The sequence below is a fragment of the Dyadobacter sp. CY356 genome (genome assembly GCF_021440195.1).
GTDB lineage: Bacteria > Bacteroidota > Bacteroidia > Cytophagales > Spirosomataceae > Dyadobacter.
On record NZ_JAJTSZ010000002.1, the window covers coordinates 1248702 to 1264510 of the forward strand.

Consider the following 15809-nt stretch of genomic DNA (forward strand, 5'->3'; position numbering starts at 1 on the left):
ATGAAAATTCCAGACCCAAGATTAGGAAAAGAGTCGGAAAAATCTAATTTTATTTCCCGCCAAACATCATTTTGAGCAATTATTAATAAGATTCTAATTTCATATCAAAACTAAAAAGGGCTCCCAAAGAGCCCTTTTTGATAATAATATAAGAAACTGACATTCAATCATTCTTTCACTCAATCACTCAATCATTCAATCATTAATCAGAATATCTCATCAAAGAAATCCTGCATTGCTTTCCATGAGCGTTTTGCAGCTTTTTCATTGTAGGCAGCACCTTTTGAGTTGTCTGTTCCTGCGGCAGGATCAGTGAAACTATGTACTGAATTTGCATAATAATTCATTTCCCAATCCGCATTAGCCTTTCTCATTTCGTTTTGAAAAGCAGCAACTTCCTTGGCCGGCACATAATTATCATCGGCGCCATGCAGAATCAACAATTTAGGTTTGATCGCCGAAACCGCACGTGTAGAATCTTTCGATAAACCACCATGAAAAGAAACGATTCCTTTAACAGGAAAATTTTCACGCGCTGCTTCAACTGCTCCTGTCCCGCCAAAACAATAACCGATCACGGCAATATTTGCCGGATCTGCGCCTGCTTTAATCAATTGTTCCAGCGCCAGTTTGATACGTTTTTGATACTCAGCAATATTCTTTTTGTAATATCCTGCCAGTTCACCGGCACCTTTCATATCCGTTGGCCGTTTGTCAACACCATAAATGTCTGCCACAAAAGCATAATAACCCATGGCTGAAAGATCTTCTGCACTTGTTTTTGCATGGGCATCAATTCCCATCCAGGCTGGTAAAACCAATACACCCGCTTTCTTTTTTGCAGCCGTTTTTGGCTTGGCCACAAAGCCGCTTAGTTTCTGTGCACCATCTGCATAGTTAACAGGTTGTAGCTGTGCGAAAGACATGGTTGTCATCAATAAAAAAGCCGGGGCCAGATAAAATTTCGAAATTTTCATAGGTTACATTTAGTCGTTAGGTTATTAAATAAAATTAAAGAAGCATGGAAACTTCACTTTCTACATCACTATTACGTGCAGAATTGTTGACGGTTGCGTTGCCCACAAACAAAATAACAAGGCTTACCAGAGAACAAGCCGCCATCATACCCACCATTGGGATTGCAGTATTGTTATGCAAAACACTGACAATGATTGAAATAATAGCACCCGCACCCATCCGCCAGCTACCCATTAAAGCAGAGGCACTTCCCGTATGTTTTTTGAATGGAGCAAGAGAAAGTGCAGAAGTATTGGGCCCTGTCAGTCCTTGTCCTGTCAGGAAAATAAACATCATACCGATCAATGTATACAAGTTGTACCAATTGTTATAAACACCTAAAACGAGCAGCGTGCCAACAACACTTTGATAAAGCAAGGTTGTTTTGATGATCTGTTCACTATTATATTTTTTCAAAAGAAAATGATTCAGCTGTGTGGAACCGATCATTGCAACGGCTAAAAATGCAAAAATCCATCCGTATTGCTGTTCCGAAACTTTATAGATATTCATAAAAACATCTGATGAACCCGCGATGTATGCAAAAGGTGCAGCAGTAGCCAGACCACCTGCCATAGTATAAATCAAAAACTGAGGCTGTCTGAGCACCGTAAGAAAGCTGTTCATTACGGCTTGGGGTTTCAGAGAAACGGTGTTATCAGGCATTTTCCCGGTTGGCAGAAAGAAATAGATCGCCCCGATGATTAGCAAAGCTATAAAAGCTAGTATGATAAAAACCCAGTGCCAGCCAAAAGCGGCTGTAACATAACCGCCGATTGTTGGCGCAACCATCGGAGAAACGGCAATTACCAAAGTAATCATCGAGAAAACTTCCGCTCTTTTATCTTTTGTAAATAAATCACTAACAAGGGCTTGCGAAGAAACCAACCCCACACAACCACCAATTGCCTGGAAAAAACGCATTACAACCAGTGCTTCAACAGATGACGTCATGGCACAGCCGATGGAAGCCATAATGTAAATTGCAAGACCAGCATATAAGGGCGTTTTTCTGCCAAATCTGTCAAGTAAAGGACCATAAATAATCTGCCCAATACAAATTCCGATCAGGTAACCGGTTAAGGATAATTGAACTTTATCAATGGTTGTATTCAAATCCGTGGCAATTCTTGGAAAGCCAGGTAAATACATATCAATTGAGAAAGGACTGATTGTTGCCAATGATCCCAGGATCAGGATCATAAATGAATATTGTTTCCGACTCATGCAATTTTAACGAAACTTACGTATAGTAAACCATCTGTAAGTTGTGTAAGTTCCGGAAATCTTAGAATAATCTTATTTTACAATGTTTACTCGAAATGATATAAAACAGTTTGATAAATGATTGTTGTCAAAACAACTCATCTGGTTATTACTTTCAAAAACGGACCAATAAAATACTTCGCTTTTAGGCTCGACATGATCTTCAGATCATCAGCGATGGTACTCTCTCCATCAAGAAAAGCGAAAATCGTTTTTGCCTTGACACGCCGGAAAAGATCTGTAAAAATCTCATCCCCTTTATAGATATCATTATCCAGCACATTCAAAATCGTAGCATCCAGCACTTTGTGTTTATTGCTGATATTTTCGTTGTCAAAAAACGGGTGATTCTTTTCTTTAAAGGAAGTCAGGATTTTTGAAATTGTTTTTTGTGTGTTTAAAAAAGTATATCCAGTGGAAGCCCGCGTATCTCCTCCGGCACTTCCTATATTCACTACATTTCCTGATCTTCTCTCAAACGAAGAATCTGTCATGGGAATAACACCAAATTCCTCCTCGACAATTTGAAAATCATTAATTTGTAATATTTCGGAAAGGTATATTTTGATTTTGGAATTATACTCCTCAGGTTTTAGCAGTGATTTTGAGAATAACGTGTATTCAACAAATATTTCATTCTGACTGAAAGGCAGTGTATAAAAAAATGTAGTACCGTTTTCCTGCGTCGTCCGGAAATCCATAAAAAACATTTCGCCCGGATCCGTCTTAAATTGATCTGTACGGATTGTTATACCTTTAAAATGCTGGATAAAATATTGCTCCTCAGGTTTTAGCTCCGGTTTTTTATAGATTGAGTTGAAAATATATTTTGATTCAAAGACAGATTCTGAGGTTTTCACAACAGCTTTGCTACCAAGATTTCCGATTGAAATGATGTCATGATAAATAAAATCAACCTGATCAGACTGGCGGATATAAGCCAGCACATGTTTATAAAAATCAATACTTCTGATCATTTTATAAACATAAGAACCGGTGTCGAGTTTTAATTTTTCTTTTTGATTTGAAAAAAATAAAAGGTCTTTCCATCTCCTGTAAACAATATCTTCAAACTCGTTTTTGACCCCTTCTTTTTGCCAGAAACACCAAGTCCGGTCATTTGTATCTTTACTGTCTTTATCAATGATCAATATCTTTTCATCGACCCAAACCTTCTCCTTCAAAGCACGGTATACCAGACTTAATCCGGCCATTCCTCCCCCACAAATAATGATATCGTAGTTTTTTGTCTGCATTAATGAATTTAAAGTTGACTTAATATAAAAGTAATCCATTGCGTCGGTACCCTTGTTATTTCTACCCGGCAAATTTTTAAAATAATGTTAAAATAGCGGAGACAGATTTGAACGGCAATTCAGATTCATCTAAACCAAAACAGCGTTATCGAAAGAAATTCTTTCAATAACGCTGTAATGAAATATGCTCAATATTTTGTTAAACCTTGTCGTGATGCGGATGTTTGTAAGGATCCCGGTATGGACGCGACAATAGCGCATTCGCTTCCCTGTCTCCAACAATCTCGCGTTTTTTCGGATCATAAACGATTGGCCGACCGGTTTTCATGGACAAATTTGCCATAATACAACTGGCCGTAGAAATATGTCCTTCCTGAATGTCAGCAACCGGCCTGCTGCTATTATCGATTGCGCTTATGAAATCGAGCATATGCAAACGTGTTGCCGGAGCCGCATTTAATTCGATCTTATCTTCTTTCAGATCTTCCGGATACTTTTCTTTTTCAAACACGCAGTCACCGTGGATTTTTTCACCCTTTCCTTCCGGCGTAAAATCATAAGACATGGTACTGGCTCTTAATGTACCTTTTTCTCCAAAAAGTGTGAATGACCAGGGATATTCTGGATCTGCCGGCGTTCCCCAGGACCGGTGCTGCCAGACGCAATTCAGTTCATCATATTCAAAAATAGCCGATTGCGTATCAGCAATATTGGATTTCCCTTCCTTCTGCACATAAATTCCACCCGTAGAACTGATTTTATTTGGCCAGCCAAGTTTCAGCATCCAGCGCACAGTATCGAACATATGGATACACATATCACCCATAATTCCATTTCCATATTCCATAAAAGTCCGCCACCAACGCACGTGCGGGGAGCCATCATAGGGCCGCAACGGAGCCGGGCCAGTCCACATTTCATAATCCAGATAATCCGGAACAGCCTGTACAGGTGGATTTCCATTGGCTTTCATATGGTAATAACAGCACATCTCCACGTGGGAAATTTTCCCAAGCAGACCGGCATCTACAATTTTTTTCTTTGCTTCAATTAAATGAGGCGTACTTTTCCGTTGCGTTCCTACCTGCACAACCTTGTTATATTTTCGCGCAGCTGCCACCATTGCCTCTCCTTCCATCACATCCACACTGATCGGTTTTTGTACATAGACATGCGAACCGGCTTTTACAGCATCAATCATTTGAAGCGAATGCCAGTGATCTGGTGTTCCAATGAGCACAATATCAAGTTGATTTTCTGACAACATTTTTTGATAATTCCCATACAAACGTGGCGTTTTACCAGATTTCTGACGCTGGGTAACGAGTTTTGCTGCCTCCGACAATTGATTTTTATCGACATCACATAGAGCAATCACTTCCACCGGAGCAACCTGCATAAGCCGGAATAAATCACTTTTGCCATACCATCCTGTTCCGATCAGCCCCACACGAAATGGTTTTGCAGGATTAATTAAGTCCATTCCGCGAGCGCCGAAAGTACTCAGCGCAAGGGAGGCCGTAGCCCCATATAGAAATTGCCTCCGATTGATATTAAAATGATTCATTAGGATAAGTTTCAGGCAGGTCAAGCCGGTTTAGTAAATACATTTATCAATAAAGCCGGACGACTTTGTAAAATACTTTGATGACCTGAACGAATTTTCGATAGTTATACAGATAAAGTAGCAAGGTCCTATCACTAATTATTTAAAAAAATGTACATTTAACCGATATTATACCGACCCTAATACTTCCCAAACACATGAATCCCAAAAATATCTTTTACTCTGTCGTCGCAACTGCTATGCTTTCCGGTTTTGTAATGATTAAAAAAATCGGTGAGTTTGATATGACCACTGATATCGGAAATCCTAAAATTGTGGGTTCATCAAGTTTTGATAAAAATACAAAAACCTATACGTTGAAAGGATCCGGATATAATATCTGGTTTGAAAGAGACGAATTCCAGTTTCTATACAAAGAACTTGAAGGAGATTTTACTATGACAGCGGATTTTGAATTCGTAGGAACCGGGAAAGACCCTCATAGAAAAGTTGGCTGGATGATAAGAGAATCCCTTTATGATAATGCATCGCACGTCAGCGCAGTAGTTCATGGTGATGGACTGACGGTGATGCAATGGCGTGTTGCCAAAGGCGATAAAATGCGTGATCCGGAAGATGAAATTTTTAGCAAAGAAAAAGATGTGCAAACCGTGCAGCTTCAACGAAAAGGTAAAGACTATACCATGTGGGCTGCAAAAAAAGGGGAAGCACTCAAAATTGTCGGTACCCATCAAATGGATAATCTTCCTGATAAGATCATTGCCGGTATTTTTATTTGTTCTCACAATCCGGAAGTTTTGGAAGAAGCAAGAGTTAAAAATCTGAGGATTGTAAAAAACTGATGATCAGGACATTAGTACACTTGTCGCTATTTGTCAACTAAGATAAGTTTTCAGATTCTGAATGTAGTACAGAATGAGGTAATATTTATTTCTACATACTTCGTTCTTCATTCGACTGGTACACTTTTTTAAGATTAAGTTATACAACTAAATAACCAGCTTAATAATAAAAAAATGAATCTTGAATCTTACGGGGCAAATCCTGAAAACTTATTGATGGCCAAGACTGATCTTGCTGTTCTAAGAGATCTGTTCCACACGCTTAATGATGCCGGCATCAGCTTTTCATCTTTGAACAGCTCCATTGCTTTGCTTGAAGAATATATTGAAAATACAGATATTGAATCAAAAATTACTGAAACATTTGTAAAAGCTAAACCTAAAAATACTCAGGTAAAAAGTTATCAGATGTGGAGAAATAGTAACGTCATATTCGCGCATCGCGCAGTTTGAGGAAACAAAATGAAAAAGCCGGGCCAAGCAAAACTTGACCTGGCTTTTTCATGATTAAATAATTGTTACTTCTTGGTTACTCTGATTGATATACGGCGATTTTCGGCTCTGCCTTTTTCCGTTTCATTTGAGGCAACAGGATGTTCTTCACCATAACCTTCGGCTTCCAGCCGGGATTTGTCGATCCCTAAATTTACCAGCTCTTTTTTAACCGATTCTGCCCTATCACTGGAAAGTTTCAGGTTGGCAGCTGCGTCACCGGTATTATCCGTATAACCTCCCAGTTTAATATCAACCTCAGGAAATACTCTCAGTATTTCAGCAACATTTTCAAGCTGCTCTTTGGAACTCGGTTCCAGCTTATCACTGCCTGTTTTAAACAACAAACGGTCAAAGTCAAACCAGGTTTCCTTATCCACACTTTTTCCTGATTTGATAAAATCCAGTAAAGCCGTTTCAACCGCATTTCCAGACGCCGCAATGTTCAGCTTCGTCCCATTTAAATCCAGTGTGGTCGTTTCAACCTCTGCCATTGGCATTTCAATTATCTCTTCTTCCACAACTTCAACACCGGCAGGAATAACGGCAATGTGCGGTGCTATAACCAGTGAAACAATGGACATTAATTTGATCAAAATATTCATCGAAGGACCGGAAGTATCCTTGAACGGATCACCCACGGTGTCACCTGTAACGGCGGCTTTATGCGGGTCTGATCCTTTGTAGTAAGTTTTGCCATTAATGACAGCACCTTTTTCAAAAGATTTTTTGGCATTATCCCACGCGCCACCGGCATTATTTTGAAAAATCCCCATTAAAACCCCGGAAACCGTCACTCCAGCCAGCGTTCCGCCCAATACTTCGGGTCCGAAAAGAAATCCCACAATAACCGGAACCAGCAGGGCAATTAATCCTGGTGCAACCATTTCTCTGATGGAAGCTTCCGTAGATATCGCTACACATTTATCGTATTCGGGTTTGGCCGTTCCTTCCATAATTCCCGGAATTTCACGGAATTGACGGCGAACTTCTTCCACCATTTTCATTGCAGCCCGGCCCACCGCGGCGATGGCCAGGGAAGAAAATATAAAAGGGATCATCGCACCAACGAAAAGTCCGGCCAGTACATTGGCTTTGTAAATATCAATTGAACTGATCCCGGCAACACCACAAAAAGCTGCAAAAAGTGCAAGTGAGGTAAGCGCAGCAGAAGCAATCGCAAAACCTTTTCCGGAAGCGGCAGTCGTATTTCCAACCGCATCCAGCACATCTGTGCGTCCGCGCACTTCTTCCGGCAAATGGGCCATTTCTGCAATGCCACCCGCATTATCTGCAATGGGTCCGAATGCGTCAATAGCAAGCTGCATGGCCGTTGTCGCCATCATCCCGGCAGCGGCAATGGCTACACCATATAAACCGGCAAATTCATAACTGATAAAAATCCCGGCAGCCAAAACCAATGTAGGAATTACGGTTGATTCCATACCTACGGAAAGACCGCCGATAATATTGGTTGCATGCCCTGTTGAAGACTGATTTACAATGGATTGCACTGGACGTTTGCCCATAGCGGTGTAATATTCAGTCACTGTCGACATGATTGCGCCGACAATCGATCCTAACAAGATCGCATAAAAAACATGCATGGAGGTAAACTCAACGCCGCGAATCGTAAGCACGCCTTCCGGCAACATCCACATTGTCAAAGGATAACATGCAATCAATGTCAGAACAATCGATCCCCAGTTTCCGCGGTTCAAAGCTCCCTGCACATCACCATGGTCTCCACTGATCCGGACAAAAAGCATACTGATAATTGAAGCGATCAGACCCAAACCTGCAATGACCATCGGCAATAAAATCGGGGCTATGCCTCCAAAATTATCAGTTCCTTCGGCGATGATTTCTCGTCCCAAAACCATTGTGGCCAGAATAGTCGCTACGTATGAACCAAATAAATCGGCTCCCATACCTGCCACGTCGCCCACATTATCTCCCACATTATCAGCGATGGTCGCAGGGTTTCTTGGATCGTCTTCGGGAATTCCGGCTTCAACTTTTCCTACCAGATCGGCTCCTACGTCTGCCGCTTTCGTGTAAATCCCACCACCCACGCGTGCAAAAAGTGCGATAGATTCTGCTCCAAGAGAAAAACCGGCAAGCACTTCGAGCACTTTCTCCATGCCAAGTCCATTGACATCACTGCTATTTCCAACAAATACACTGTAAAGAATTATAAACAAACCGCCCAAACCGATTACGGCCAAACTTGCCACTCCGATCCCCATCACAGAACCGCCGGTAAAGGAAACTTCGAGTGCTTTTGTAAGACTTGTGCGTGCTGCCTGTGTGGTCCGCACATTGGATTTGGTCGCAATATTCATCCCGATGTATCCGGCAAACGCCGAGATGAAGGCACCCACCAGGAAGGAGGCACCAATAAAAACACTGGAATTTTCAACCAGTGTACCGGAATAACCTAATAAAATACTAACTATAATACCGAAGACGATCAGGACCCGCCATTCGGCTTTTAGAAACGCGAGGGCACCATCTGCGATGGCATCTGCTATTTCTTTCATGTTGCCATCACCGGCATCCTGCCTGATCACCCAACCTCTTTTAAAAAACATAACCAGCAAGCCAATCAGGCCTAAAACTGGCACTAAATAGGTAATATTACTCATGCGCGATATGAATTGGTTAAAAGGTTTTAAATTCTCGTAAATATAGAGAATGCGACCTCATAACAAAATCAAAAACGGCTTATTTTTGTTTAATTCGTATTTTTTTTGTGAAAAAATATAGAATTTAAATATGAGTAAAATAATAAAAAAATTAACTGATCAAAGTTAACTATGTAAATACTACACCTATATCACTATTAGTCAACTTATTAACTATAGAGCCGGCTCAATGTGATAAAATTTGGTCAGAATTTCATATAATTCGGGATGTTTTTGCTGAAATTCTTCCGGATTATTGAAAAAATATTCGCTGACAACGGCCAGGAATTCTGCATTGTTTGTGATCGCATAAGGATTAATATCTGACTCCCCGCTCCGGATATTTTGCATTTCTTTTTTGATCAAATGAAGCCATGGCAAAGCATAGGCATGATCAGCCAGTCTTTCAGGAACGCCATCAGTTTCGCCATCTTCCCTATCCAAAAGATGAACAAACTCATGAATTCCAACATTATTTTCTCCCTTTTTTCCATTGAAACCACTTAACAATGCCGGCTTCGACAAAAGCAATGAATGGTTCATGTAGCGGTTACCCACCATACCTTCAATATTTTCATCATTTTTATGGGCACCGATTTCAAATTTTTCACTAAACGAGGCCGGATAAACCAAAACTTCATTAAGATCAGGATAATCGAATGCAGGAAAAGCGAAAGTCGGGATGATAGCACTGGCAGCTACCAGCACACGTATTTCGTCATCAATTTCGGTATCAATACCTTCCACCCTTTTTCCAAGCATAAACAACTGCACTCTTTTTTCAAACAAAGTCTGCTTCTGAGCATCCAGGTTTTTAAAGAAAACCGAATGTTTTTCAAGCATCTGACACCACGCAACTGGAAATTGCGTTTTAAAAACTGCCAGTCTTTTATACGACTTGTTATGATACCGGCGATGTATAATGGCGATTATGCCCACCACCAGAAAACCAGCCAGATACAAAATTGTTTGGTGACTAAAATAAGCCAGCAAACCAAACAAAATCATCACCCCCATTTCCCAGCCGATAGCCCTTAAACGCGCGGCTCTGAAAAGATTCTGATAATAATTTTTCAGATCCTCAGCAGTAGTGATTGGTGTATTCATTATGAAATCTGTTAATTATGGAGTGTCCTGAATTACAAATGCGTTAAGTTAGAATCTTTTCTTAGTATTTTAAAAAGAACTAAAGAGATACCAAAAGCTAATAAACCTGCTGAAATGGCCAGTAAACATCCACCCAGAAAATACTGGACGAAGTTTTTATTGATAGAATCCAGAGTAAGTTTTTCAATAGTATCTAACTGAACGCCATTTTTATAAAACAAACCGCCAAATTTGTAACTGAAAAAAATAATCAGGGGAATCAGCGGCGGAAGACTGATGTTGGCCGCTGTAAGAAAAAGGACCTTATTCATTTTGAAATAAACCGAAAGTGGAATACCTATCAAAAGTTGAAATCCCCAGATTGGAATAATTCCCATAAAAACACCAAAAGCAATGGAAATCGCCTTGCTGTAATTGCTCTCCTCAGGCTTAACCGCCTCATCTTTTATAATCTTCCAAAGTCCTTTTTTTTTTATAAATAGAAAAAGTCGTTTTGGAAGATAATACAGCAAAGTAAGGATGACAAAATATGTATTTAGGATACTTATTCTCGTAAAATCCTGAAATGGGCGAAAATGTGTTACGCGCTCATTTTTATCATAAATCACCTGAATATCAATCGGTAAAATTCTGACATTCCGCCAGGCAAGTTTCACGATAACTTCAATTTCTGTTTCAAATTTTGTGGTCAAAAGCCTGATTTTAGCAACCTCTTCAAGCGGATATAACCGAAAACCAGTTTGCGTATCCGGCAAAACCAGACCGGTTTCCACCTTAAACCAAAAGTTAGAAAACTTATGCCCAAAAGAACTTTTCCCAGGCACACCTTCCTGCTCCATATTACGGGAGCCCATGATCAGGGAACCGGGATTTTGATAGGATTTTTCAATAAAAAGAGGAATATCCGATGGCAAATGCTGCCCGTCCGAATCAATAGAAATTGCATTTTTGTAACCCTTATTTTGCGCCTCTTTGAATCCACGACGTAAGGAAAATCCTTTCCCGCGATTTTTGTCATTATGGATCACGAAAATCTGACTTCCATATTCAGACAAAATACTGGCAGTTTCATCCGTAGAGCCGTCATTGATAACAATCACATCGTCACCGACACTATAAGCCAAAACTCCGTCAATAACACGTCTTAACGTATTCTGGTTATTATACGTAGGAATCAGAACGCAGCAATTTATGTCTTTTAAAGTCATTAGGTCAGGGTGATGAAACTGAAATTCTTGAAAGTGAAACAATTTTGCGCTTCAGCAATTACGCTAAGTATACGAAACCTGAGTCTTAAAAAAAGTTACGTTTCCCCAACTTCCGGAGGCAACAACTTCTAAAAATTCGCTGCTTTTCAATTTTATGTCAATATATACGTCCGGCGTTTCTTTTGGATTTATTACCTGAAGAAATTTAGCAGATCGCATAGTTTTCATTTTCAAAGTTCTTCCCAAATACTTTTCCAGCAATTCTTTCACGATTTGCAGCTGCACAACCCCGGGTAGTACGGGCGAATCCGGGAAATGTCCTTCAAAGATAATATGATCCGGATTTAAAGAAATCGTGGCAAAGATAGTATCCGGCGTAACATCAAAACCGGTTATTTTATAAAGACTGTCAGGAAACATTTGTGAGGTCAGATTTGGGTATATCCGGGAATGAAATACGCCTTATAGATTGGTAAAAACAGTTGCGGCAATAGGCTGATTAAACTTTTCATTCTGGAATTTCATGATACTTTTATCGCCACCTTTTTCAAAAAACGTCATTTCCTTCAAACGTAAAGTGCTTTTTGAAAACATAAGATTAATTTTCGCATATACATTTCTCATCCGCTTGTTTGTCGGCGTCAATGTCACTTGGTAATATTCTGCATTCTCCATACAAACTTGCGTAAACGCTTTACTTTGCTGAAAATCACCGTTGACCAATCCCAGCATGACCTGTTTTATTTGTCCTGCCATTTTTCCGGCAGAACCTAAATTCTTCTCTTTTCCACCATCCATAACCCGAAGTTTTTCACCGTTGATCAGGATTATATATTTAAAAGGCGACTGCTGTTCCCAGCGCATCTGATCTTCTTTTTTGTAATAGAAAACCCCCGACGATTTTTCAGGTTCTTTCATAAAAGATAAATATTTTTCCTCCTTAAAATCGGCCTGTATAGAAGATGTGGCAAGCGAAGATTTCTTTAAATCAGCCAGTATCTTATCCGGATTAGCTGCCGGTTTAAATTCCTGTGCGAATATTGGACCACTGAATAAACTAAAAAACAAGATAAAATATATCCTAAACGGCTTCATACGGTTCTTTATTAATGATTACTGAAAGAGGCTGGATTTCAATATTTTTATTGAAACAATGTTCAATAAGATCTTCCAGCGCATCGGCGGTTACGGCGCGGTTGTCGTGCAGCAAAACGATATCTCTTCTTTTTAAATTTGATATGACCTTCTCAATCAACTGATATTTGTTCTTAGCGCGGGTGTCAAAACTACGCAGCGACCAGCCTATTGACTGCATTTTCAGTTCTTTTAAAACTTTGGCATATCGTGGGTTTGTTACTCCAAAAGGCGGACGAAAAAATATGGGTGATTTACCCAACGCAGCCGTGATAACTTCATTGCAATGTGTCAAATCCTGATACAACCTGTTCCGGGAGAAAAATGCGATCAGGTGATTGTGACTATATGAATGATTGGCCACAATATGCCCCGCCTCATCAATCTGCCTTAATAAATCCGGATATTTCTCGGCATTTTTCCCAATTACAAAAAAAGTTGCTTTGACTCCCTTTTCTTTCAACACAGCTAAAATCCGAGGTGTAAACTTCGGATCCGGACCGTCGTCAAAGGTGAGCGCTATTGATTTTTTTTTTCCTTTGTGGATGGATTTAACAAAATAATTGGCCTTGATCTGAAAAGATCCGTAGGTCGTACTGGCCAGGTAAATAATCAGGATCAAACCGAGAATTATCTCAACATAACCTGTCTCCCAAAAGGCAAACCCACACAAAACGAAGGCGATAACGGATATGGTGGTGACAATATTATGCTTCAATGGATTGGATCAATGTTAAGCCCAAATTTATTCTATTTAATCCGTTAATGATTAAAACCGTTTTTATCTTATTGTTATTCTGAATCCTGTCAGCCGCATAATGTAACGCGAACGAGGAATTCGAGGGGTAAATACCAACAAGATTTGTATAATTTATTGCCTCTGAACTGTTTTCAAAACGTTTAACAACGTCCGAAACCAAGCCAGAATCCACAAAATCAGAATAAAGTACCAGATCGATTTCAGACTCTTCCAAAGTGTTATTTGTTAGAAAATTTTCTATTGATACATTAATATCCTGAACCAATCCAACTGTTACAACATCTTTAATTTTTGCGATTGAATTACCCGATTGGTCTTTTGATACTACAAAAAACGAGGCACCGGAAGTCAGATTGATAGCTGGATTAGCACTCAGTTTCTCTCCTATTTCGCCTAGAATTTCGATATATTCATCCGCGGCACCTACAATAATATTGTCATTCCCCTCGACCAAAAGTAAACCTGCATCGATCAATGCATGTTCGAAAGAAAGTGTATTTTGGGTATGCGTCATGTTGTAGCCATGATTCCCAATACTCAGGGAAATCTGCCCGGCGATGGTATTATGTGTAGATTGAATAAATGAAGTTGGCGGTAAAAGTCCTTCAATGGTCAGGAAATTATTGAGAAATTTCTCTGTATCCTGCAAACAACCCAAGCCTGTTCCCACAATGATGGCACCGGGCTGGTCAACACCTGCCTGTTGCAAACAATCCTTTGCCGCAGTCACAGACATCCGTAAAATCTTACTCATCCGGCGAAGCAACCCTGCGTCAATGTAATCTTTAAAATTGGGACTGATCAGTTCTGAATCAGTTTTTAAAGGCTCAATCAATTTCGAAAAACCTGCGTTTTTGAATGTAGGCTGATGGGAAATCGTTGAAGCGGCAGTTATATACATTTGACTTTTATGAAAAATCGTTGGCGAAAACGCCGTGTTTATGAATTATTAACGGAGAAGACCAGTGAAGAATTATTTCCTCCAAATCCAAATGAATTGGATAATACCGAGGTTACCGGCTGATCAGATTGAAATTCGGTAATGGGTACCAGACCCGTTTCAGTAATTGCCTCACTATAATTCAGGTTTGGAAAAATTATACCATTTTGAATAGCAAGCACAGAAAAAACCGCTTCAATCGCACCAGCAGCTGCCAGCGTATGTCCTGTAAAAGGCTTGGTAGAGCTAAAATCAGGGCAGTTATCCCCGAAAATATTCAGCAAAGCTACCGATTCGGAAAGATCATTATTTTTAGTGCCTGTACCATGCGCATTGATATAAGAAATATCCAGCGCACTTAAACCGGAAACCTGTATGGCATTTTGAATTGCCATCGTCGCGCCCTTTCCGTCAGGAGAAGATGCCGTCTGGTGATATGCATCGGCCGCATTAGCCCAGCCTGTCAAACAGCAAAGTGTTTTATTACCTGAAAAATCAACGCTTTTATCGTTTTCCATGAGCAAAAATGCCGCCCCTTCTCCCAGATTTAAACCACTTCTTGACTCATCAAAAGGTCTGCACCACTGATCGTCGTAAATCATTAAAGAGCGGAAACCATTCAGCGTAAATTGTGTCAAAGCATCTGTTCCACCAACCAGAACACGGTCAAGTCTGCCCTGTTCGATCAACCGTGCACCCAGCATAATCGCATTGGCGCCAGACGAACAAGCGGTGGAAAGTGTGTTAATGTATCCTGAAATACCCAATTCAGCCGCAATGCGTTCGGTAGTATTACCGCTATCATGACATTTTAAAACCTGAAAATCGGGATTATTATGATCCAGAAAATCCCGGTAAAAATGTTCCGTTTGATCCATTCCTCCAACCGAAGTGGCAGAAATGATACCCGTTCTTAATCCGGATGAATGTTTATTTTCGCCCCAGGCTTCTCTGGCTGCCGCTAATCCCAATAACGATGTCCGGGAAATCGGCTGGGATTTTACACCTACCCTGCTTACCAGTTCCTGATTTGAGGATTTCACTTCTCCAACCAGATAATCTCCATTTTGATCAAGATATTGTATTCTGCCTATGCCAGATTTGCTGTTTTTGAGCGAAAACAGATTTTCAGCAACATTTAATCCTATTGCTGAAACAATCCCAATACCTGTAATTCGAACGGACATTTTTAAATTGAAGTGGAAATTTGAAAGTGTAATTACAGAAGTCAATGATAATTATGCTCTTTTTTTCTCTATGTAATCAGCCATGGTATTGATTGACAGGAACGCAACTTTTCCCTCATCCGGATTAGTAACCTGGATTCCATAATATTTTTCCATCAATACAATCAGTTCCAGTGCGTCGATGGAATCAAGTCCAATGCCATCAGCGCTGAAAAGCAAAGCATCGTCATCGATATCCGAAACCGTCAAATCTTCCAGATTTAATTGTTCAATAATATGCTTTTTTAAATCTTCTTTTAATGAATCCATTTGTGATAAATCGTTTATTCAGCTTGCTATGAGTATC

15 protein-coding genes are annotated in these 15809 nt (G+C 40.1%); 2 read left to right on the forward strand and 13 right to left on the reverse strand.

Going from position 1 to position 15809, the window contains the following annotated elements:
• Window positions 1-206 precede the first annotated feature (206 nt).
• The 4 genes from LXL81_RS11615 to LXL81_RS11630 all read right to left on the reverse strand — a co-directional run bounded on the left by LXL81_RS11615 (window position 207) and on the right by LXL81_RS11630 (window position 5106).
• A complete protein-coding gene (locus LXL81_RS11615; RefSeq protein WP_234646949.1) occupies window positions 207-977 on the reverse strand; it encodes a dienelactone hydrolase family protein in 771 nt (256 codons plus the stop codon).
• A gap of 34 nt (window positions 978-1011) precedes the next feature.
• The gene (locus LXL81_RS11620; RefSeq protein ID WP_234646950.1) at window positions 1012-2244 is read right to left on the reverse strand and encodes a multidrug effflux MFS transporter; all 1233 of its coding nucleotides are present in this window, start codon (window positions 2242-2244) and stop codon (window positions 1012-1014) included.
• Window positions 2245-2381: 137 nt separating this feature from the next.
• The gene (locus LXL81_RS11625) at window positions 2382-3539 is read right to left on the reverse strand and encodes a lycopene cyclase family protein (protein ID WP_234646951.1); all 1158 of its coding nucleotides are present in this window, start codon (window positions 3537-3539) and stop codon (window positions 2382-2384) included.
• A gap of 199 nt (window positions 3540-3738) precedes the next feature.
• Window positions 3739-5106, reverse strand: a complete 1368-nt coding sequence (locus LXL81_RS11630) for a Gfo/Idh/MocA family protein (protein WP_234646952.1) — start codon at window positions 5104-5106, stop codon at window positions 3739-3741.
• Window positions 5107-5303: 197 nt separating this feature from the next.
• On the opposite strand from LXL81_RS11630, the gene LXL81_RS11635 reads away from it, so the two are divergent.
• Window positions 5304-5948: a hypothetical protein gene (locus tag LXL81_RS11635; RefSeq protein ID WP_234646953.1), complete on the forward strand. Its 645-nt coding sequence runs from the start codon at window positions 5304-5306 to the stop codon at window positions 5946-5948.
• Window positions 5949-6122: 174 nt separating this feature from the next.
• A complete protein-coding gene (locus tag LXL81_RS11640; RefSeq protein ID WP_234646954.1) occupies window positions 6123-6401 on the forward strand; it encodes a hypothetical protein in 279 nt (92 codons plus the stop codon).
• 65 nt (window positions 6402-6466) lie between these two features.
• Here LXL81_RS11640 and LXL81_RS11645 read toward each other — a convergent pair whose 3' ends face one another.
• From LXL81_RS11645 to LXL81_RS11685, 9 genes are all read right to left on the reverse strand, one after another.
• Entirely contained in the window at window positions 6467-9088 is a 2622-nt protein-coding gene (locus LXL81_RS11645; protein WP_234646955.1) for a sodium-translocating pyrophosphatase, read from the reverse strand.
• A gap of 213 nt (window positions 9089-9301) precedes the next feature.
• On the reverse strand, window positions 9302-10234 hold the full coding sequence (locus LXL81_RS11650) for a zinc-dependent peptidase (RefSeq protein WP_234646956.1): 933 nt from the start codon (window positions 10232-10234) through the stop codon (window positions 9302-9304).
• A gap of 32 nt (window positions 10235-10266) precedes the next feature.
• Window positions 10267-11442 carry a DUF2062 domain-containing protein gene (locus tag LXL81_RS11655; RefSeq protein ID WP_234646957.1) on the reverse strand — a complete coding sequence of 392 codons (1176 nt, stop codon included), beginning with the start codon at window positions 11440-11442 and terminating at the stop codon, window positions 10267-10269.
• Window positions 11443-11505: 63 nt separating this feature from the next.
• Window positions 11506-11862 carry a 3-hydroxyacyl-ACP dehydratase gene (locus LXL81_RS11660; protein ID WP_234646958.1) on the reverse strand — a complete coding sequence of 119 codons (357 nt, stop codon included), beginning with the start codon at window positions 11860-11862 and terminating at the stop codon, window positions 11506-11508.
• A 42-nt stretch (window positions 11863-11904) separates the two neighbouring features.
• Window positions 11905-12537 (reverse strand): outer membrane lipoprotein carrier protein LolA, encoded by a 633-nt coding sequence (locus LXL81_RS11665; RefSeq protein WP_234646959.1) that lies wholly within the window; start codon window positions 12535-12537, stop codon window positions 11905-11907.
• A complete protein-coding gene (locus LXL81_RS11670) occupies window positions 12524-13294 on the reverse strand; it encodes a polysaccharide deacetylase family protein (RefSeq protein WP_234646960.1) in 771 nt (256 codons plus the stop codon). Before LXL81_RS11670 ends, LXL81_RS11665 begins: the two co-directional genes overlap by 14 nt.
• The gene (locus tag LXL81_RS11675; protein ID WP_234646961.1) at window positions 13284-14237 is read right to left on the reverse strand and encodes a beta-ketoacyl synthase chain length factor; all 954 of its coding nucleotides are present in this window, start codon (window positions 14235-14237) and stop codon (window positions 13284-13286) included. The genes LXL81_RS11670 and LXL81_RS11675 overlap by 11 nt, the downstream gene beginning before the upstream one ends.
• A gap of 38 nt (window positions 14238-14275) precedes the next feature.
• The gene (locus tag LXL81_RS11680) at window positions 14276-15463 is read right to left on the reverse strand and encodes a beta-ketoacyl synthase (RefSeq protein ID WP_234646962.1); all 1188 of its coding nucleotides are present in this window, start codon (window positions 15461-15463) and stop codon (window positions 14276-14278) included.
• Between the two features lie 51 nt (window positions 15464-15514).
• A complete protein-coding gene (locus tag LXL81_RS11685; protein WP_234646963.1) occupies window positions 15515-15772 on the reverse strand; it encodes a phosphopantetheine-binding protein in 258 nt (85 codons plus the stop codon).
• Between the last annotated feature and the right edge of the window lie 37 nt (window positions 15773-15809).